The 20,621-nt window shown below is 59.5% G+C and carries 11 protein-coding genes and 3 pseudogenes; 12 read left to right on the top strand and 2 right to left on the bottom strand.

Features of this window, described 5'->3' with window-relative positions:
- Window positions 1-254 precede the first annotated feature (254 nt).
- The 3 genes and pseudogenes from J4G43_RS05290 to J4G43_RS05280 all read left to right on the top strand — a co-directional run bounded on the left by J4G43_RS05290 (window position 255) and on the right by J4G43_RS05280 (window position 4,759).
- Window positions 255-2,802: pseudogene (locus J4G43_RS05290) on the top strand (arylsulfatase).
- A 40-nt stretch (window positions 2,803-2,842) separates the two neighbouring features.
- Window positions 2,843-4,345, top strand: coding sequence for a DUF1254 domain-containing protein (locus J4G43_RS05285; RefSeq protein WP_028153442.1), 1,503 nt, complete (start codon window positions 2,843-2,845; stop codon window positions 4,343-4,345).
- A 51-nt stretch (window positions 4,346-4,396) separates the two neighbouring features.
- Entirely contained in the window at window positions 4,397-4,759 is a 363-nt protein-coding gene (locus J4G43_RS05280; protein WP_228411343.1) for a hypothetical protein, read from the top strand.
- A 651-nt stretch (window positions 4,760-5,410) separates the two neighbouring features.
- On the opposite strand, the gene J4G43_RS05275 is transcribed toward J4G43_RS05280, so the two are convergent.
- Window positions 5,411-6,172, bottom strand: a complete 762-nt coding sequence (locus J4G43_RS05275) for a hypothetical protein (protein ID WP_028153440.1) — start codon at window positions 6,170-6,172, stop codon at window positions 5,411-5,413.
- Window positions 6,173-6,219: 47 nt separating this feature from the next.
- Window positions 6,220-6,765 carry a hypothetical protein gene (locus J4G43_RS05270; protein WP_208084210.1) on the bottom strand — a complete coding sequence of 182 codons (546 nt, stop codon included), beginning with the start codon at window positions 6,763-6,765 and terminating at the stop codon, window positions 6,220-6,222.
- Between the two features lie 84 nt (window positions 6,766-6,849).
- Here J4G43_RS05270 and J4G43_RS05265 point away from each other — a divergent pair, with 84 nt between their 5' ends.
- The 9 genes and pseudogenes from J4G43_RS05265 to J4G43_RS05225 all read left to right on the top strand — a co-directional run bounded on the left by J4G43_RS05265 (window position 6,850) and on the right by J4G43_RS05225 (window position 20,600).
- Window positions 6,850-7,065: a hypothetical protein gene (locus J4G43_RS05265; RefSeq protein ID WP_208084209.1), complete on the top strand. Its 216-nt coding sequence runs from the start codon at window positions 6,850-6,852 to the stop codon at window positions 7,063-7,065.
- A 602-nt stretch (window positions 7,066-7,667) separates the two neighbouring features.
- Window positions 7,668-9,207, top strand: a pseudogene (gene istA, locus J4G43_RS05260) (IS21 family transposase).
- Window positions 9,167-10,030, top strand: coding sequence for an IS21-like element helper ATPase IstB (gene istB / locus J4G43_RS05255; RefSeq protein WP_208083951.1), 864 nt, complete (start codon window positions 9,167-9,169; stop codon window positions 10,028-10,030). The pseudogene istA and the gene istB overlap by 41 nt, the downstream one beginning before the upstream one ends.
- Before the next feature lie 455 nt (window positions 10,031-10,485).
- Window positions 10,486-11,895 (top strand): DUF2130 domain-containing protein, encoded by a 1,410-nt coding sequence (locus J4G43_RS05250; protein WP_038945093.1) that lies wholly within the window; start codon window positions 10,486-10,488, stop codon window positions 11,893-11,895.
- Window positions 11,896-12,460: 565 nt separating this feature from the next.
- The gene (locus tag J4G43_RS05245) at window positions 12,461-17,161 is read left to right on the top strand and encodes a DUF3320 domain-containing protein (RefSeq protein WP_208084207.1); all 4,701 of its coding nucleotides are present in this window, start codon (window positions 12,461-12,463) and stop codon (window positions 17,159-17,161) included.
- Window positions 17,162-17,687: 526 nt separating this feature from the next.
- Window positions 17,688-18,548, top strand: a complete 861-nt coding sequence (locus J4G43_RS05240; RefSeq protein ID WP_208084206.1) for a tyrosine-type recombinase/integrase — start codon at window positions 17,688-17,690, stop codon at window positions 18,546-18,548.
- A gap of 20 nt (window positions 18,549-18,568) precedes the next feature.
- Window positions 18,569-18,790, top strand: a pseudogene (locus tag J4G43_RS05235) (transposase zinc-binding domain-containing protein); the annotation flags it as partial.
- Window positions 18,791-18,933: 143 nt separating this feature from the next.
- Window positions 18,934-20,163, top strand: coding sequence for a tyrosine-type recombinase/integrase (locus J4G43_RS05230; protein ID WP_225004627.1), 1,230 nt, complete (start codon window positions 18,934-18,936; stop codon window positions 20,161-20,163).
- Window positions 20,163-20,600: a hypothetical protein gene (locus tag J4G43_RS05225; RefSeq protein ID WP_225004624.1), complete on the top strand. Its 438-nt coding sequence runs from the start codon at window positions 20,163-20,165 to the stop codon at window positions 20,598-20,600. Before J4G43_RS05230 ends, J4G43_RS05225 begins: the two co-directional genes overlap by 1 nt.
- The last annotated feature ends 21 nt before the right edge of the window (window positions 20,601-20,621 follow it).

Here is a 20,621-nt window from a genome sequence, read left to right as displayed (position 1 = left end):
CGGCGGAATTTGACCGCGGCTGCCGAGGTGGTCCGCTCTGCGCCCAAACTGCCCTACCCACCAAGTTGCACTTTGACGAGCGGACGTCCAACAGCTGCATCTCAGCCGTGGGCTCCAACCTTGTCCAACCAAGACACTTGACCTGCATCAAAGCATGGCCCCGTCAATGCGAGCAGTCTCGCTCGAATTGCACGATCCTCTCTTATTGCACGACCCTCTTCTGACGGCACAGCTCTCAACGGGAGTATTCTGCCATGAAAATTAGTCGCAGCATCATTTCGGTCGCTGGTCTTCTTGCTCTTGGTTGCGCCTCGGCATCGGCTCAGCAGGTTACCGGCGTCCCCGGCTCCCCAGCTGCGACCACCACGATTACCGGACAACAGCTTCCGCCACCTGAGCCGAATTTCGGCGGGGTGATCAAGGAGAAGGCCTCGGAGTCGACAGCGTGGTGGGCTCCGCGCGTTGTGCCGCCGAAGGGCGCACCCAATGTGCTGCTCATCATGACTGACGATGCCGGCTTCGGTGCCCCCGGCACATTTGGCGGGGTGGTTCCTACACCGGCTCTCGACCGTATCGCCGCGCGGGGGCTGCGCTATACGAATTTCCACTCAACCGCGCTCTGCTCGCCAACGCGGGCGGCGATCATCACGGGACGCAACCATCACTCGGTTGGTAACGGGGTGGTCGGCGAAATATCAACGGGATTCCCAGGTTACGACTCAATCATCCCGATAGAGAAGGCCACGATCGGTACGATCCTCAAGGAAAACGGGTACGCAACCTCGTGGTTCGGCAAGGACCACAACACGCCTTCGTTCCAATCGAGCCAAGCCGGACCGTTCAATCAATGGCCGAATGGTATGGGCTTCGAATATTTCTATGGCTTCGTCGGAGGCGATGCCAGTCAGTGGCAACCGAATCTGTTCCGCAACACGACCGCCATCTATCCGTTCCAAGGCAATCCCGATTGGAATCTGGAAACGGCGATGGCCGACGACGCCATCCAGTACATGAAGCAGCTCAAGCAGCTTGCGCCCGACAAGCCGTTCTTTGTCTACTACGTGCCCGGCGCCACCCATGCGCCCCATCATCCGACGCCGGAGTGGATCAAGAAGATCAGCGATATGCACCTGTTCGATGACGGGTGGAACAAGCTGCGCGAGACGATTTTCGCCAACCAGAAGCGTCTGGGCGTCATGCCCGACTACGCCAAGCTGACGCCGTGGCCGAAAGAGCTGCCGCAGTGGGATTCGCTCGGCGTGGTGGAGAAGAAGCTCTTCATCAAGCAGGCCGACGTCTACGGCGCCTATCTCGCTTACGCGGACCACGAAATCGGCCGGGTCATCCAGGCCGTCGAGGACCTCGGCCAGCTCGACAACACCCTGATCATTTATCATTTATATCAGCGGCGACAACGGCGCGAGCGCGGAAGGCATGCTGAACGGCACGCCGAACGAATTCACCACCTTCAACGGCGTTCCGGTGCCGGTGAAGGCCCAGTATCTCTGGTACCCGTTCTGGGGTTCGGACAAGACCTTCCCGCACTTCGCCGCGCCCTGGGCATGGGCGATGAGCACCCCGTTCAAATGGGTGAAGCAAGTGCCGTCGCACTTCGGCGGCACCGCCCAGGGCATGGCCATATCCTGGCCCAGCCACATCAACGACGTCGGCGGCATCCGCCGCCAATTCCATCACGTCATCGACGTCGTCCCGACCATCCTCGAAGCGACCGGCATTTCGCAACCAGAGACGGTCAACGGCATCAAGCAGAGCCCCATCGAGGGGGTCAGCATGGCATACACCTGGGACAAGGCGAATGCCGAAGCCCCAACGCAGCACACGACGCAATACTTCGAGATGCTCGGCAATCGCGGCATCTATCACGACGGGTGGATGGCATCCACCACGCCCTTGACGCTGCCGTGGGAGCTGAGCAGCGCACCGCCTCCGGATGTCGTCAACGGCTACAAGTGGGAGCTCTACAACGTCAAGGATGACCCCACCCAGTTCAACGAACTTGCAGCCCAGATGCCCGACAAGGTCAAGGAGATGCAGGCCCTCTTCGATTCCGAAGCGAAGAAGTACAACGTGCTGCCACTCGACAACACGACGCTCCCGCGCTGGAATTCGCCGCGCCCGAGCCTGACGGCGGGACGAACGGAGTTCACCTATTCGGGCGAGCTGACCGGCGTGCCGGCCAGCGCAGCGCCGAGCATCCTGAACAAGTCTTACACCATCACCGCCGAGGTCGAGATTCCCCAGGGCGGTGCGGAAGGCATGATCGTCACCGAGGGCGGGCGCTTCGGCGGCTACGGTCTGTTCCTGAGCAAAGGCGTCGCGGGCATTCGTTCCGGCAAGCCCGTGTTTCTCTACAATCTGCTCAATCTCAAGCGCACGATCTGGTCGGGGCCGGAGCTCAGCGCCGGCAAGCACACCATCGTCTTCGACTTCAAGTCGGATGGTCCGGGCCTCGGCAAGGGAGGAACGGGCGTTCTCTCCGTGGACGGCAAGGAAGTGGACCGGAAATCCCTAGAACACGGCACCCCGGTCACGTTCCCTGAGGACGAAACCTTCGACGTCGGCCAGGACACCCGCACCGGCGTCGCGATGATCGAGTATCGCTACGATCCTCCGTTCAAGTTCACTGGCACGATCAACAGGCTGACGTTCAAGCTTGAGCCTGAGGTGAAGGACCCGGCGCAAGCCAAGGCAGAACTCGCAGCGACGCCGGCGCCGGAGCCGGATCCCATCGAACAGACGAAGCCCGGCTCCTCCCCGGTGCGGGCCAAGAACGCAAGGTAGCAACCGACGACGCTCGCGTCGCGCGAAGAAGGAGACAGCCATGGGCGACGGTCATTGGATGAAGTCGATCAGCCTGCGGCGCCGCGATCTGGGCCTGGGCGCTCTGGCGCTGGGCGCGGCCGCGGCGCTGCTGCGACCAAGCGCGGCGGAGAGTCGAGCCGAAAGGCTGGGCCAATTCCTGAAGGGAGAGTTGGGAGAGCTGAAGGACCTGAAGGGCGACGCAAAGGAAGAAATTGCGTACCTGCTCGGCATGGAATGCTACGTCTACGGCTTCCCGCTCGTCCTGATGGACGTGACCAATGGCGTGGTTACGGCAACCTCAAAGTCCGAAGAATACAAGGCGCCGTTCAACCAGTTCGGCCGGATGAGGGGCTACGTCAGCCCGGATTTCAAGGATGTCGTGCGGATCAGCGTGAGCACGGTGTGGTCGTTCGCCATCCTGGATCTCGACAAGGAGCCCATGATCGCTTCGCACCCCGACACGAAGGGGCGCTACATCGTGTTGCAGCTGATGAATATGTGGACGGACGATTTTGCCTCGATCGGCAGCCGAACCACCGGTTCGGGTGCCGGCAAATTCCTCATCGCCGGACCGAAATGGAACGGGACCGCGCCAGCGGACGTCAAGGACGTCTATCGATGCCCCACGCGCTTCGCGTGGCTGCTCGTGCAGATGTCGGCCGCCGGCCCGCAGGATTTTCCGGAAATCCACGCATTGCAGGATCAGCTCCAGATCACACCGTTGAGCGCATGGGGCAAGCCGTATACACCGCCCAGCAACGTTCCCGTCGATCCCGCCGTCGACCTCACGGCGACCCCGTATGATCAGGTACGGTTGATGACGGGAGAGATGTTCTTCAAACGCCTGGCGCGCCTCTTGAAGGACAACCCGCCGTATCCGGCCGACACCGGGATGCTCGACAAGCTCAGGAAATTTGGCATCGAGCCGGGCAAGGAGTTCGATACCAGCAAGCTTGATCCAGCCATCATCAGGGGACTGAACGCGGCTCCTGCGGAAGTATGGCTGAAATTTCAGGCTGCGCTCTACGATACGCCTGCCGTGAACGGTTGGCTGAACATGCTCAATCTCGGCAGATATGGCACCGATTACAACACCCGGGCTCTTATCGCGTGGCTCGGGCTTGGTGCGCTGACCTCGGACGATGCGGTCTATCCCAGCGCCTTCGTGGATGGCGATGGCAACGTTCTGGACGGCGCCGCCAAATATGTTCTGCATTTCGGCAAGGACGAGTTTCCGCCCTCGGCCAGCGGCGTCTGGTCGGTGTCGCCCTATCGCGAGAATTTCTATGTACGGAATTCGCTGAACCGCTATGGGATCCTTTCGGGAATGCCTCTCAAGTACAATGCGGATGGCTCGCTGGATATTTATATCCAGGCCACAACGCCCGGTGCGGACAACGAGACGAACTGGCTACCTTGCCCGCCGAGCCTGCCGTTCAACTTGACCATCCGCGCGTACCAGCCGAGCAAGCCGTTGCTCGACGGCAGCTACAAGATTCCGCCGGTAAAGCGGACGGGGTGAGTTTGGTGTCGGGCAGTATGCTTGACCGGCTGTTCGCCGCGCTGGAGGGAAATGATGAAGTGGGGCGCGCGGCTTGTTGCGGTTGAGATCGCAGGCACGGGATTGATCCTGTTGCTCAGCCCGGTGCTGTTCGGGCGGCTGGTCTTTTCGGCAGACATTTCGGATTCCGGTCAAGCGCTCGGCCGGCTCGCTGGGATTGCCCTGCTTGGATTTGCGCTTACGTCCTGGCCGTTCCCCCCGGCTCGGCCGGTCGTGCGGGCAATGCTCGCCTACAATCTTCTTGCAGCCATCTATCTTGCTTATCTGGGTATCGTGGGAAACCTGGTGGGCGTGCTGCTATGGCCCGCTGTTATCTTGCATCTACTTTTCACTACTCTGCTGGCTGCTGAGTACGTGGCTGTCAGACGAGCGTGAGGTTCGGCGAGGAATTTTCATCGAACCTCGAAATTGACGATAGTCATGCACAAACCGCTTGGGTTAGCACTCCTCGCCGTGGCAAGTGTTCTTGTCAGCTCATCGGTGCGGGCGCAACAGGGGACGGCAATCCAGGGCGACACTCCGCACTCGATGTTGTCGGCGCAAATTCGCATATGAGGTTTCACTTGTGACAAGCCGCTTGGTGCATCGAGAGATACCAAACGCTCCCGCCCAGATCGCGCCGTGTGGGTCCTCAAGTGCAGCAACGCAACCTACAGCGTCACGCGCGCTCCCGATATGGCGGCGAAGGTCGAACCGCTGCCATGAGCGTTCACAATCTTACCGACCTTGTCCGCAGCTCATCGGGCCGTCACATGTCAGAGTCCGGCCCATCGTGTTCGCTCCGCGGCGACGAACATTGCTCTTGGATCGAAGCGGAAATCGGCCAAACGCTGCTACTGCTCCGCATTTATGAGTACGCGCCCTAGATCGGCGCGTCAGCGTAGCTTTGCAGAGAGCTAGCATATCTGTGCCGAGCATACTCGGCCACTTGTTCATTTCAAATAGTTCCGATGGGAGACCGCTAAGAGTAAGCGGTTATATCTCGCCCCAATGTCGCTGAGCCGCTGCTCAATCTTCTCCATCCGCCTAGACGTTAGATATGACATTGTCACTGACCGCGCTTGAACTATCGGTTTCTTGGCGTGTCGAGTCCCACAACCTTTTCTGCACCTCGCCCTCTAACGCCTTCACCATCTTCTCGCCGTCCGACGCGAGGCGATCAATGGATTTGAACTCGCGGGTCTTGTGCTGAAAATTCATCTCATGCTCGGACATCGCAGAAAGCATCAATTGATCCAGCGCCTCAAACTTCTGCTTGATCGGCTCTCGAATAAAGATGCCGTTCTTACGAAAATACAGATAGAACTTGCGGCTCGCCTTTCTTGTACGCGCAATTTTGAAGGGCTCAATCTGGTTTCGATACGCATTCGTCTTGTCGTCTGCATCCCTTACAAGCTGGCGCTGCCACTCAGCCAACTTGCTGTGCACGATGAAGTCTTCGAGCTGGTCAGGCCGCATCCTGTTTAAGTCGGGATGCGACTGATAGCGGGAGACCAAGCTGACTGTCATTCCGTGAGCATCCATCAGGCGAGCCCAGGCTTCAGGAAGCGCCTCAAACTCTTTTTGGTGTAGCTTTGTGGCGCGATCCATCTGGGCGTTGATCTCGAATTTTAAATGCTCAAGCTCCTTTTGCTGTTCGTGCTTGTAGGCAGCTAGGCGCTCCTCGAATTTTGCGTTCAGCCATTTTTCGCTGAACGTGCGGAACAGCCACCAGACGAACGCGCCAACCGCGCCGACTCCCACAACTACATAGCCGACCAACGCGAACAGGGTTGAGAGCATGTCCATCAAAAAGGCCTTCAGCTAAAGTGAAACTGCAGGAAAAGCGGAGCGCCTCATACCGACAGACTTTTCACGGATGCTACAAACTTGATCATGTCTCCGTAGAGACTGTCCGTACGATTGTACTCGCTCAGCAACTCTTCCTCGGTGAAGATAGTTGTCTGCTTTGCCTTCTTATGCAGTTCCCAGTGGCTGCTGCTTACCTGCTCTACGCTGACGACCTCCGTGACCCGTCCGTTTCCGGTTTTGATCTTGATGCGGGTCAATCCGCCGTTTTGGACGGGGTTGGCATGAGCGATCTGGCCGCGCACGTCCGACGCTTCCTTGACTCGCCTTAACAATGGGGCGAGTTGATCCCAAGGTTCACCGGACAAATCCGTTGCCGCAGCTCTGATGATTTCAGTCTTTCGATCAATGCCTCGGACCGATGCGAAGATGGCGTCTGCTCGCGGTCTACTTCCGCCAAGGACGCTGGCGAAGACATCCTCAAGATAGTCCTCGACGTGTTGGAATCTCAAAATGCAGTGACCGACCAACGCATAGACCCGCTGCTGCTTCTCGCGGAAAGCTCGCTCATCGGTGGCGTCGTCCGCCGTCATGCCGCTAATCTCTATATCGCTACACGCTTGACTTGCTTGGAACAAAATGAGAACATTGGCTAGTGACATAGTTCGGTTTTCCCCATGCCTGAAGCAGCCGCCTTGATCCTGCAATCCGACCCGCAGGCGCTGGAAGCTGCCGCCGATCAGGCAATTGCAGCTTGCGGCGGTGACGTGCGCGAGGCTGTGAAGGCGCTGTTGATTGCGAACGAGTTCTTAGAGCGCGAGATGGAAGAGCGCGTGTCGCGCGGGTACGTTCGCGGTGTGAAGCACGGCAGGTTCAGTACTTATTCGGGATAGCAACATGCAAGACGATGAGAAAGCTGGCGCGAATGCTAGATGTGTGGATTGCAAGCCCATTGCCCGGCCGCCAAGGATCAGTCGCTGATGCCATTCAAGGCGAAGAGGCCGCTTGGACGGCTTTGTGTCGGGACATCTCGCACATCCGGACCAACACCCGATTTTCCCCGCGAAGCAACCTGCAACTCTTCGGCCTGCCATGCGCGGGCGCACTCGGTAGGATGCTCAAGAAGAAGGCCGACGAAGCCGAACAACGCGAACGCGCCAGGCACGAAAGGGAACAGTTAGAGACCGAGGCTCGATTGGCGCAGTTCAGAGCCCGCGCGATGCGTGACATCGGCGATCTCGCGGCAACATGGCTGAACCGAACACCCAGCGCTGGACGGCAAGACACCGCTCGAGATGGCATCGAGTCCGACAGGTTTCGACGCTGCGATCGACGCGCTCAATCGAAAAGCTCGCGAACTCGCCCTCGAACGCGAGACGTGGCTGTGTTTCGGCATGGAATAAGGACCCCGTATTCGGGGTAATCGGCATCCAATCGGGACCCCGGGACAAGGGTCCACAGTGGCTTCCATCAAGTCATGGAAGCCGAGGTTGGGATGCTGGTGGTGGAGACGATTGCGAAGATCCGTCGCGCTTATTTTGTTCATGGTCAGCCGATCAAGGCGATCTGCCGGGAGCTTGGCGTATCGCGCAAGGTGGTCCGCAAGGTCATCCGCTCGGAGGCGACGGAGTTCCGGTACGAGCGAGAGACGCAGCCGCTTCCGAAGATGGGCCCGTGGAGTGCCGAGCTTGACCGGTTGCTGGCGGCGAACGAGAGCAAGACGACGCGCGAACGGCTGACGCTGATTCGCTTGTTCGAAGAGCTTCGCGGCCTCGGATATGCCGGCGGCTACGACGCGGTTCGTCGCTATGCGCGGCGGTGGAGCCGAGAGCGTGGCGCCTCGACGACCTCAGCTTATGTGCCGTTGAGCTTTGCGCCCGGCGAAGCCTACCAGTTTGATTGGAGCCACGAAGTCGTCCTGTTGAGCGGAACCACGGTGGTCGTGAAGGCGGCGCATGTCCGGCTTTGCCACAGTCGGATGCTGTTTGTTCGGGCCTATCCGCGCGAGACGCAGGAGATGGTGTTTGACGCCCACGACCGGGCGTTCGCACTGTTCAAGGGGACTTGCCGGCGCGGCATCTACGACAACATGAAGACGGCGGTGGAGACGATCTTTGTCGGCAAAGGCCGCCTCTACAATCAGCGCTTCCTGCAGATGTGTAGCCATTATCTGGTCGATCCGGTTGCCTGCACGCCAGCGTCGGGCTGGGAGAAGGGACAGGTCGAGAACCAGGTCGGGTTGGTCCGCGAACGCTTTTTCACCCCGCGACTGCGCTTCAAGACATTGGACGAGCTGAACGCCTGGTTGCTCGATAAATGTATCGCCTACGCCAAGGCGCATCGGCATCCAGAGTTCGCCGACCGGACTGTCTGGGAGATCTTCGAGGCCGAGCGACCCAATCTCGTGCCTTATGCAGGTCGGTTCGATGGCTTCCATGCCGTCCCGGCCTCGGTCTCCAAGACCTGCCTGGTGCGCTTCGACAACAACAAGTACTCGGTTGCGGCAAGCGCGGTCGGGCGGCCCATTGAGGTCCAGGCTTATGCGGACCGCATCGTGATCCGCCAGGACGGCCGGGTCGTTGCCGAACATCCGCGATCATTCGGTCGCGGCGAGACGGTCTACGACCCTTGGCACTATGTGCCCGTGCTTGTGCGCAAGCCCGGTGCCTTGCGTAATGGCGCTCCCTTCAAGGACTGGGTGCTGCCCGCAGCGATTGAGCGTGTACGGCGCAAACTCGCCGGTGCCGACGATGGCAATCGACAGATGGTCGATATCCTCAATGCGGTGCTGACAGACGGATTGCCCGCGGTGGAAGCCGCCTGCGCCGAGGCGGTCGCTCATGGCGTTCATTCCGCCGATGTCGTGCTCAACATCCTGGCTCGTCAACGTGAACCTGCCCCACCGGCCAACATCATGACGCCGGCCGCCTTGACGCTTCGCCATGCGCCGATCGCCGATTGTGCCCGCTACGACAACCTCCGGAGGACAAACTGATGGAACGAACCCAAATCTTCGATCTCATGGGCGAGCTTAAGCTCTACGGCATGAAGGCCGCCTTCGACGAGATCATGGCGACCGCCGTCAAACGCCAGCACGAACCCCAGCGCATCGTCGGCGATCTGCTCTCCGCCGAGATCAACGAGAAGCAGGCCCGCTCGATCAAATACCAGCTCACCATCGCCAAGTTGCCGCTTGCAAAGGACATCGCAGACTTCCAGTTCGACGCCACGCCGATCAACCAGACGCTTGTCAATGATCTCGCCGGCGGCGGCTTCATCGCCCAGCAACGCAACGTCGTCCTGGTCGGTGGAACGGGCACCGGCAAGACCCATCTGGCCATCGCTATCGCGCGAAGCTGCATCCGATCCGGCGCCCGTGGCCGCTTCTATAACGTGGTCGACCTCGTCAACCGCCTCGAGACCGAGACCCGCAACGGGCGACAGGGCCGGCTTGCCGAGCACCTAACCCGCATGGACTTCATTGTCCTGGACGAGCTCGGATATTTGCCCTTTGCCCAGTCCGGCGGTCAGCTTCTCTTCCACCTCGTCAGCCGGCTTTATGAGCGCGCCTCCGTCCTCGTCACCACCAATCTGGCATTCGGCGAGTGGCCGAGCGTGTTCGGCGATGCCAAGATGACGACCGCGCTGCTCGACCGGCTGACTCATCACTGCGACATCGTCGAGACCGGTAACGACAGCTGGCGCTTTAAAAGCCGCGACGACGATCAAACAACCCGCGCTCGCGCCGTCTCCGCAACCCCGGCCAGCTCCGACGCCGCGAGCGCTACCATCAAGACTCGCCGATCAAAGGGGTCCCCTTTGGACGCCGATCGGGGGTCCCAGTCCAACGCCGATTGACACTAGGAAAAGGAAAGTCGGGAATGATGGTCGCAAGGACAGCGTAGTAATCAGGCGGATTCAACCCCGAGCCGCTCGTCACGTGGTGGTCAACAAGGGCCCATGCTGTCCTCTTCATTCCCTAAGCTTGTTTCACAAGGCTTCGGTAAGATAGGCGATAGCGCTTTAAGCGGATGGTCGTCGACACGAACAGCCTCAAGTCGGATGAGCTGAGCTCGGTAGCAGCCACGCCAACCGGTCGACTGCTCGGGTAAGCGGTCCGCTCTGGATCACCGGCCTTCCCACATTGAAAATCGGGGGATTCTCAGCCAAAAACGCCCAAGACCGCGGCTTCCGGCTTGACCCACTGAAATTACATGTTCTAATTTTGTTCTCAATGGGGCCGAGGCCGATTCTGCGAGCCGCGGCGTCGCCTATGAACGACCACAGCAGCCGCCCTGATCCGGACAGGAACCATGCACGAGATCATCTGTCCCCATTGTGACAAGGCCTTTAAGGTCGATGAGTCCGGTTACGCGGATATCCTGAAGCAGGTCCGCGACGCCGATTTCGCAGAACAACTGCACGAACGTTTGGAACTGGCCGAGCGCGACAAGCAGAACGCTGTGGAATTGGCAAAGGCCCGGGTGAGCAATGATCTGCAGAAGATTGCAGCCGCCAAGGACGCCGAGATCCTGGAATTAAAATCCAAGCTTGAAGGGAGTGAGGTTTCGCAGAAGCTTGCCGTGACCGAAGCGCTCAGTGCTGTCGAGAAGGAGCGCGACCGGCTCGCAAACGCGCTAGCTGAGTCCGAGCGTGAAAAGAAGGCGGCCTCGGAGCTCGCTGAAGCGCTTTTGGCGAGCGAGCAGCACAAGATCACCGCCGCCAAGGAAAAGGAAATCCAGGAGCTGAAGGCCAAGGTCCAGGCTGTTGAGCTTGAGAAGAAGTTTGCAGTGACTGAGGCGGTTGGCGTCATCGAGAAGGAGCGCGATGAGCTGAGGAACGGCATCAAGCAGGTCCAGCTTGAAAAACAGCTCTCGGAGAAGTCACTGAAGGACAAGTACGAGACGCAGATCAAGGATCGCGACGACGCGATCGAGCGCCTAAAAGATCTGAAGGCCCGCTTGTCCACCAAAATGGTGGGCGAGACCCTCGAGCAGCACTGCGAGACCGAGTTCAACCGCGTGCGGTCGATGGCCTTTCCGCGGGCGTACTTCGAGAAGGACAACGATGCGCGGACCGGCAGCAAGGGCGATTACATCTTCCGGGACTCGGATGATGCCGGGACCGAGATCATCTCGATCATGTTCGAGATGAAAAACGAAAGCGACAGAACCGCAACGAAGAGCAAGAATGAGGACTTCCTCAAGGAGCTCGATCGGGACCGGAACGAGAAGGGCTGCGAGTATGCCATCCTGGTCTCATTGCTTGAGCCGGACAACGAACTTTACAACGCCGGCATCGTCGACGTCTTCCACCGCTATCCGAAAATGTATGTCATCCGGCCGCAGTTCTTCCTGTCGATGATTACGCTTCTTCGGAATGCGGCGATCAACTCGCTCAAGTACAAGACCGAGCTGGCGCTCGTGAAGGCGCAGAATATCGACATCACCCAGTTTGAAAACCAGCTTGAGACGTTCAAGACCGCGTTCTCGAAGAACTACGATCTGGCCTCCAGGCACTACCAGACGGCGATTGCCGAGATCGACAAGTCTATCGACCATCTGCAGAAGACGAAGGACGCGCTAATCGGTGCGGACCGCAACCTTCGCCTCGCGAACGACAAGGCCCAGGACGTGACGATCAAGAAGCTGACACGTGGAAATCCGACGATGGCGACGAAATTTGCGGAGCTTAAAGCTTCGGCAGCTGAAGCCGCGGAGTAAATGTCCGTTTGGACCGAGGTGCACCGCAATAGGCCCGCGGCGCGGTGTTAGTATGCTATCCTGTCGGCGTCCGGGGCGGACCGGGGTGCGGACGAACTGCGGTAATTTGGGCTCACGTTGAGCGCCTAACATTTGTTGCAAGGCCGTCGCGATCTTCAACCACTGGAGCACCGGCAAAGAGACTTGAGTGAAGGTTTCATGCGAGGAACTTGCATCATCGCTTAGCCTGTACGAGCGCTCGATCCATTCGGTCAGATGTAGCATTGTCGCGAATTTCGAGCGGCACTCGAGCATAGACGTTCGTAGCATCCCGGATACGTGGGCCTTGGGACTTTGTCCACAATCGCCTTTTGTCTAAGTACCGCGGAAGGGAGATGACGCGCCTCATTTCTCGCTATAATCATTCACAACCAGAAGAGGAGCTGGGGTCGGGACGGGGTATGGCGAGCGCAAAGCGATCGGAGCACCCGCAGCCATCCTGACCAGCTCAAAATCTGCGGCGCGGCGGAGATGAGCCCTAACGCGTCAGACCAATTTCCAGAGTGGCTCGCGGGGGACGGTTAGATTGGCGAGCATCGGCACGCGGCCGAAAGGCGTGGATCAGGAAGCTAGATCGGCTGTTACAAGGCTGTTTGATGATACGCGGCGCAGGTTGGTCGAGACAGGGACCCGCAATCGCCTTATTCACGTCAATCGCGCTAACACGCGCGGTAACGTACTGAATATCGTCAACGAGCATTCCGATGATGTTCATGCCTTGCTTTCTGGTGGCAAGACCATGCGCTTTTTCGCGCTCGGGAAGGACAAGGTCGAGGATAGCGGCGAAGTCGTCCTCGCTAACGTTATCGGGCAACGGTCCGAAGAAGATCGCCGCACCGATTCATGGCTTGAGACGCGGCTCGGTCCCGACGCGCTGCAGAAGAAGCTGTTGAAGATAGCGCGGGAAGCCCAAACTGCGGAGGAGGAATCCGGCGTCAATGTCCTGTACCTCGCGATGGGCTTCCTGACCTGGTACGAGGACAAGGCGTCGAGCTTACCACGTGAAGCACCGCTCGTTCTCCTTCCCGTCGAACTCGTGCGCAACGCGAGGACTTCGACATTCGACCTGCGAGTGCGAGACGAAGACGCTCTCACAAATCTGCCGCTCCAGCAGCGGTTGAGAGACGACTTCGGAATCGAGCTTCCCGAGCTAGAAATCGAAGAAGACTGGAAGCCGTCCGACTATTTTACCGAAGTGCAACAGGTGACCAGGTCGCGGGAACGCTGGAAGCTCGACCCCGATGCTATGCAGTTGGGATTTTTCAGCTTCAGTAAGCTACTGATGTATCGTGACCTGGCCATCGAGGCGTGGCCCGACGACGCACTGGCAGCCCATGCGCTTACTCGTGGTCTACTCTACGAAGGCTTTGAACCCGAGGAGCCGCTATTTACCTCAAATGACAAGTTGGACGAGGTCCTGCCGCCAGAAAAGCTTTTCCATGTTGTCGATGCGGATGCGTCGCAAGCTAAGGTGATCGAGGAGGTGCGGTCAGGACGGAACCTGGTCGTTCAAGGGCCACCTGGAACAGGCAAGTCTCAGACAATCACGAACATTATTGCGGCTGCGGCCAAGGAAGGTAAGCGAGTCCTGTTCCTTGCCGAAAAGATGGCTGCGCTCACTGTGGTGAACGATCGGCTCGTGAAGGTCGGGCTACGTGATATATGTCTTGAGCTACATTCGAGAAGTGCAAATAAGAAAGCAGTCCTTGGCGAACTGGCGCGCACCTTGTCGCAGGCTAGCGTCGTGCCCGGAGTGCCGGGAGCGCCAACGGCTTTGAGAGAAGGCCGCGATCGACTGAACAGTCTTGCAGAAGCGTTACATCGCCCAATCGGAGCTACGGGAGAGACGGCCTATAGCGTGCTTGGTCGGCAATCTCAGTTTATTGGGAAAGGCATGTCGCCCCCAACTCTGGAGGTCGAAAGCCTGCATTCAATGTCGCGGCAGCAAGAGATCGATTTGCTAGCGACGATCGAAGAATATGGCGCGCTCCTCGCGGAAGAGGGCCGAACAGCCTCGCATCCCTTCGAGGGCACGGGCAATCTTCATCTTCAGCCGGTGGACTTAGCTCGACTGACAATTTCGCTGACTGAAGCTCAAGTCGCCGTGACCTCGCTTGCAAAGTCACTGCGCATGCCCGTCGACGCGCTTGCGTTGCCTAACACCGCAGCCTTCGACGTTGTTGCTCCGCTGGCCGATGTACTAGGGCGCCTCGAAGGATTGCCCCTTAACGCGGCCGACATTGCGCAGAAGGTGCTCGACGCACCGGACATTCCTCGCCTTCACCAAGCCCTGCGTGCCGGCATGGCGTGGCGGCATGCGCTCGACCAAGCGTTAGAAGCATTTGTCGAAACCGCCTTCAGCGCTTCTTCTAACCATCTCCGTGCTCCGCTGGCGGCGGGTATTCGTTCGTTCTTTGCCCGCTGGGGTGGCCGCTACCGTGGCGCATCACGAGAACTTGCCGGCCTGTTGCGTGGAGGCTTACCCAAAACCGCGACCGAGAGAGTTGCGCGGATCGACCAACTGACCGCAGTGACTTCGCTGAGATCGGAATGGGAAGACGATCGAGAATATTGCGGTCGTATTCTCGGTGATGCCTGGCGCGGAGAAAAATCCGACTTTAGGAAATTGGTTGCCGTCGCCGAATGGTGTGAGAGGCTCTCCAAAGCCCCAATCTCCGTGCGTTCGGACAAGTCGATCGCACTAGCCGCTCAGGTTGACGCCCTAACTGCGATGCTACGGGCATTGCGAGAGGCGGCGCAAGCAGCACGCTCGGCGTTGCAAGCCATTGTGAAACTGCTCGATCTTGATCTTGGCAGTTTCGGTGATCTAGGTCTTGAGCACACCGAACTCAACGCTGTCGCTGCGCGCTTTGGAGCTATGGCTGCTTCGACTAATCGATATGCGGCGTGGACCCAACTCGCCCGGCGTCGGCAGGCGCTTGTGTCTGCGGGATTGTCCAGCCTTGAGGAGCGGATGCGATCTGGCGAGCTCGATGGAGCTGCAGCAGCAATCGAGCTACGTTACGCCCGTGCCGAACGCCTTTGGAAGGGCGCTCTTGAGCAAAACGCCGACCTCCGCGAGATTGGCCTGGAACGGCGCCATGATCTGGTTGACACCTTCGCGACGCTAGAGCGTCAGCAGCTCAAGGACAATGTAACCACGATTCTAGCCGGCCACCTCGCGCAGGTACCTCAAGGCGCCATGGGGGAGATGAAAGTCCTACGTGGCGAGATTGGGAAAAAGCGCAGCCATATGGCACTGCGACGATTGGTCGAAAAGGCCGGCACAGCAATACAACGTATTAAACCCGTCTTGTTGATGAGCCCAATATCGGTCGCTCAATACTTGCCGCCGGGCACGATCTCGTTTGACCTTCTGGTCATCGATGAGGCTTCGCAAGTTCGCCCAGAGGACGCGCTTGGAGCGATCGCACGAGCTACGCAAATTGTGGTGGTGGGTGACAAGAAGCAGCTTCCGCCATCCTCCTTCTTCGATCGGGTTTTGGCGGACGAAGAGGATGACAAGGAAGGCGACAATGAATACGTCGGCCCGGACTTGCTGGAAGGCGCGGCAACAATTGGCAGTATGGAGAGTATCCTCACTCTTTGCGAGGCGCGCGGCTTCGCAGGTAGAATGCTGAAATGGCATTATCGATCACGTGATCCATCGCTTATCGAAGTTTCGAATCGAGAGTTCTATGACAGCGACCTCGTTCTGCCGCCGTCCCCCCTACAGAAAGATCCGGCCTACGGCCTGTGCTTTACCCGGGTCGATGGGGTTTACGACAAGGGCGGAAAGCGGGATAACCGCAAAGAAGGCGAGTCCATTGTCGATCGAATAGCGGAGCACGCGAGAGAAAATCCAACGCATTCCCTCGGAGTGGTCACGTTCTCGTTTGCGCAGCGAAACCTCATAACAGAGTTACTCGAGCTTCGTCGTCGCCAAGACACCACGCTAGATCAATTTCTGCGCGAGGGGCAATCGGAAGATCTTTTTGTCAAGAACATCGAGAACGTGCAGGGCGACGAGCGCGACGTCATTCTCGTTAGTGTTGGCTATGGCCCCGCTATAGCCGGCGGAAGGTTGAACAGCATGTCGTTCGGCCCGGTTAACGGAGAAGGCGGCGAACGACGACTCAATGTACTGTTCACTCGTGCTAGGATCCGCTGCGAGGTGTTTGCATCCTTCGATCCCGGCGACATTGATTTGAATCGCACCTCAAAAGAAGGCCCGCGAATCCTCAAGCGCTTTCTTGATTTTGCGAAGAATGGTCGTCTGGACGAAGACGCGCCGACTGGCCTCGATGCAGATTCGCCTTTCGAAGAAGATGTTGCTGATGTTGTGCGGGGGTATGGCTTCCTCGCAGATGCGCAGGTCGGATCTGCTGGTTTCCGAATCGATCTGGGTATTCGTCACCCTGATAAGCCGGGTAGCTATATCCTGGCCGTCGAGTGTGATGGTGCGACGTACCATAGTGCTCTGTGGGCCAGGGAACGGGACCGTTTACGTCAGGACGTGCTCGAGCACCTCGGTTGGCGGTTTCATCGAATTTGGAGTACCGACTGGTTTTATAATCGTCACTTTGAGATAGAGCGACTGCGCAAAGCGCTCCTGGATGCACGGGAGAGTTCTGACAAAGGGCTGCGAGTCGAGGGCGAAAATCAGGGGCGATCGGCCGAGCCAACCGAAATCGAAGCCGCGCCAATCTTAGTTCCCGAGGTCGTCGTTCGGCAGATGCCTGCATATCAGCGGGCGGTCTTTCGCGTCAGCACTTCGAACGAGCCGCACGAGGCGCCCGTTTCTGTGCTCGCGAATTTGGCCCGAAAGATCGTGGACGCCGAGGGTCCGATTCATGTGGAAGAGATCGCTCGGCGCGTGGCCTCCTGCTTTGGCAAGGAAAAGGCGGGATCGCGAATATTAACTGCGACAGAATCCGCGTTGTCAGTCGCCCGAAAAGGGAGTGCCGATCTACTTACCGATGGACAATTCTGGTACACAAGAGGTCAGTCGGATGCGCCTCCGGTTCGCGACCGCTCTGCCGAAAGCGGTGCAACTCTCAAGGCTGCATGCATCTCTATTCTGGAAATACAAGCCGCGTTTAAGATAGCCCGTGAGGACAACGGCGGGGGCGAAAACGAGGAGCTTATCAAAACAGTCGCTCGGCTACTCGGTTTCAAACGGGTGGGAGCGGATTTGCAGGCACGCTTAGCAGAGGGTTTAACTTGAGCGGGTCATCGAATTGATGGAGGTCGGAATTGCTTGCGAGCGAAGTCATTGGTCTTGCTATTTGTGCAGACCGACCAATGGAACTATCCCGCCAGCTGATAAGATTTGGCTGCAGACGCCTTTGATCAACGGATAAGGTAATTGCACAATCGCGGTCAGTCTGCGGACTGATAAGGAATCTAACAAAACGGAGTCAGTCGCCGACTGATAAGGAAATAGCTGAAACCTTATCAGTGCTGGCACTCTTGAGTGGCGCCACCCTTCGATCCTTAGCACGGTCGGCGTGAGGGCACCATCTCAGCGGACTCGGCTACCCGAACTCGCAGATAGGGCGCCTTAATGAACCTTCCCCGATGTCCTTGGCGGGTGCGCCCAGCGGCGTTGTTAGAGCGGTTCCCGACCGGATTGAATCGTTTGGGATTGAACGAAGCCGCTGCCGCGGCGTAAGGGGCAAGGTGGCGTAGATCGCCTCCTGGCTGAGAGGATGTGGGTGTTGGAGCCCACCCCCTCAGACAGGAGTATCGAGATGGCCGATTTGAGCCCTCTTCGCCGTCGCATGATCGAAGACATGACCGTCCGCAATCTGTCGCCAGCGACGCAGCGATCCTACATCAGCGCTGTTTCGAAGTTCAGCCGCTATTTTGGCCGATCACCTGACCGGTTAGAGCTGGAAGACGTCCGCGCCTTCCAGGTGCATCTGGTCTCGACCGGCATTTCATGGCCGGCGCTGAACCAGATCGTCTGCGCGCTACGGTTTTTCTACGGTGTCACGCTCGGCGAGGCGCTCATCCCGGAGCGCATTCCCTATGCGCGAGAACCGCGCAAGCTGCCGGTCGTGCTCAGCGCCGACGAAGTGGTTCAGTTTCTTGAAGCGGTATCGAGCCTGAAGAGCCGCGCCGCGCTCACCACCGCCTATGCGGCCGGGCTCAGGGCCTCGGAGGTTGCGGGACTGCGGATCGAAGACATCGACAGCGCCCGTGGCGTCATCCAGGTGCGCCACGGCAAGGGGGCGAAGGATAGCAACGTGATGCTGTCGCCCCAGCTGCTGGGCATCCTGCGCACCTACTGGCGGCTCGCCCGGCCGCGGCTTTATCTGTTCCCTGGTCGTGACGAAGATCATCCGATCGATCAGACCGTGTTGCACGCCGCCTGTCGGTCGGCGGTGAAGGCTGCGGGCCTGACCAAGCGCGTCACGCTCCACACGCTGCGCCACAGCTTCGCGACGCATCTTCTCGAGAACGGAACCGATATCCGGATCATCCAGGTCTTGCTCGGGCACAATAATTTGTCGTCGACAGCGCGCTACACGCAGGTCGCCACCGATACGATCCGGGCGACGCAGAGCCCGCTCGATCGCCTGTCGCTGGAGGTGACGCCACCTAGATGATCCGCGGCGGGATGCGGGTGATGATCCGCCCCGACAGCCGCGGCAACAGGCCCGCCATCGAGATTGCCGATATTCTGCGCCGGCATGGCGACGCCTATCGCCGTGTACATGCCGGTCATCTGGGGCGGGTCGAGCGGCGCGTGATGAGCGCGATCGTTGCGTGCCGGACCGAGGCGCTCGGCGGCCACATGGAGGCTTGCGACGACTGCGGCACGACACGCGTTGCCTATAATTCCTGCCGTATGGGCAAAGCCAGTAATGGGGAGCTGCCAATCGCGATCACCGTATTTTCTTGTGGATTGCCGCTCTCGAGCTCTCCATTACAAGTCGCTCGTGCGGCCCCGTTGGGTCGGCCACTGATGGCCGGTCACATACGGAGACGGACATGTTGGAGACGTACTTCTCGGCAGCGAAGATGCTGGGGCATCTGCGCAGTGGGCCGAGCGGGCCTTACCTTGACGGGTTTGCAGCGGCGCTGGAGCGGCAGGGCTATGGCCCCGAGACAGCGGTACGCTATTTGCGAGCGGCGGCTCACATCGGTCATGTTATGGCCGAGCAAGGCGCGGGCCTGACGGACGTTGATCTCGCCGCGTTCGGCGAGCACCTGCGCACTTGCCGGTGTCCACGCGCCAAAGGCGGCCGGCGCAACCACCACACCATCTACGGTGCCAGGCTCTTTCGTCGGCACCTCGTCGAGCTCGGCCTTTGCCGGTCCGCGGTGGCGGCAGCACCCGCCGAGCCGCAGCTGGTCGCCGACTTCAAAACGTGGCTGCGCAAGCATCGCGGCGCATCCGATGCCACCATCAGGCTCTACGCCCGCGACGCCGCGGGCCTGATGATGCATCTTCGATCTGACCCGGACGGCTGGAGGCCGAACGATGTCCGCAGTTACTTCCTGGAGCGGGCGAGCAATAGCGGGAGTGGCACGATCGAGAAGATGACAACGAGCCTGCGGGCCTTCCTGCGGTATCTCGCAGTCGCAGGCCGTTGTCAGGCAGGTCTCGACGGCGCCGTTCCAGCCTACGCTCATTGGCAGCTTGCCGACATGCCCCGGTATCTGTCGACCGAGCAGGTCGACCGGCTGATCGCTGTCTGTGACGGCGACGTCGGTGGGCGCCGGCGTGATCGTGCGATCGTACTTTTGTTGGTGCGCCTCGGCCTGCGGGCCGGTGACGTGGCGCAACTGCGTCTCGCGGATATTGAGTGGCAAACGGGATCGCTACGGGTCTGCGGCAAGTCGCGCTACGAGGTCCGGCTGCCGCTACCGCAAGACGTCGGGGATGCGATCGCCGCCTACCTCGAATGCCGGCCGTCTACCGGCCGGAACGATGTCTTGTTCCTGCGCACGATCGCGCCGAGCCGGCCATTCCGACGAGGCGACGGCATCTCGTCGGTGGTCAAGCGTATCATGAAGCGGGCCGACATTGTGGCGCCGGTCAAAGGGGCCCACACTCTGCGGCACACCGCGGCGACCGAGATGCTGCGCCATGGCGTGCCGCTCGACAAGATCGGCCTCGTCCTTCGGCATCGCGGCATCGACACGACGGCCTATTACGCAAAGGCCGACGTCGCGCTGCTGAAGCAGGTTGCTCAGCCTTGGCCGGAGGCGCTCTGATGCTCGACGCCATCGAGACCTATCTCGCGCTCCGCCGCACCACGGGCTTCGCGATGTCGACCGCGGAGCACCTGCTGAAGAGCTTTGCCGCCTTCGCGGCCGAGCGCGGACAAACGTACGTCGAGACAAAAACAGCGATCGACTGGGCCGCGCTCGGACCATCCGTCGCGCAACGCGATGCACGGCTCAGAGCCGTCTGTCGCTTCGTACGCCATGTCCGGGTGGAGGAAGTCGGGCACGAGCTGCCGCCGGCAAATCACTTCGGCGCCCGCAAGAAGCGTCGCACGCCGCACATCTACACGACAGACGAGATTAGTCGGCTGGTCGAAGCTGCGCTGCGGCTTCGGCCAACGCGCGGCTTGCGCCCGCATGCGGATTTCACGGATCGTGAGCATCGATTTCGCGCGATCGTGAGCACTGAATTCAGACGATCGTGAGCAGCCCGCTACGGCCGATGG

It is taken from the genome of Bradyrhizobium barranii subsp. barranii, from assembly GCF_017565645.3.
GTDB lineage: Bacteria > Pseudomonadota > Alphaproteobacteria > Rhizobiales > Xanthobacteraceae > Bradyrhizobium > Bradyrhizobium barranii.
Note: the sequence above shows the minus strand (reverse complement) of the source record. Positions and strands in the feature narration are given on the sequence as shown.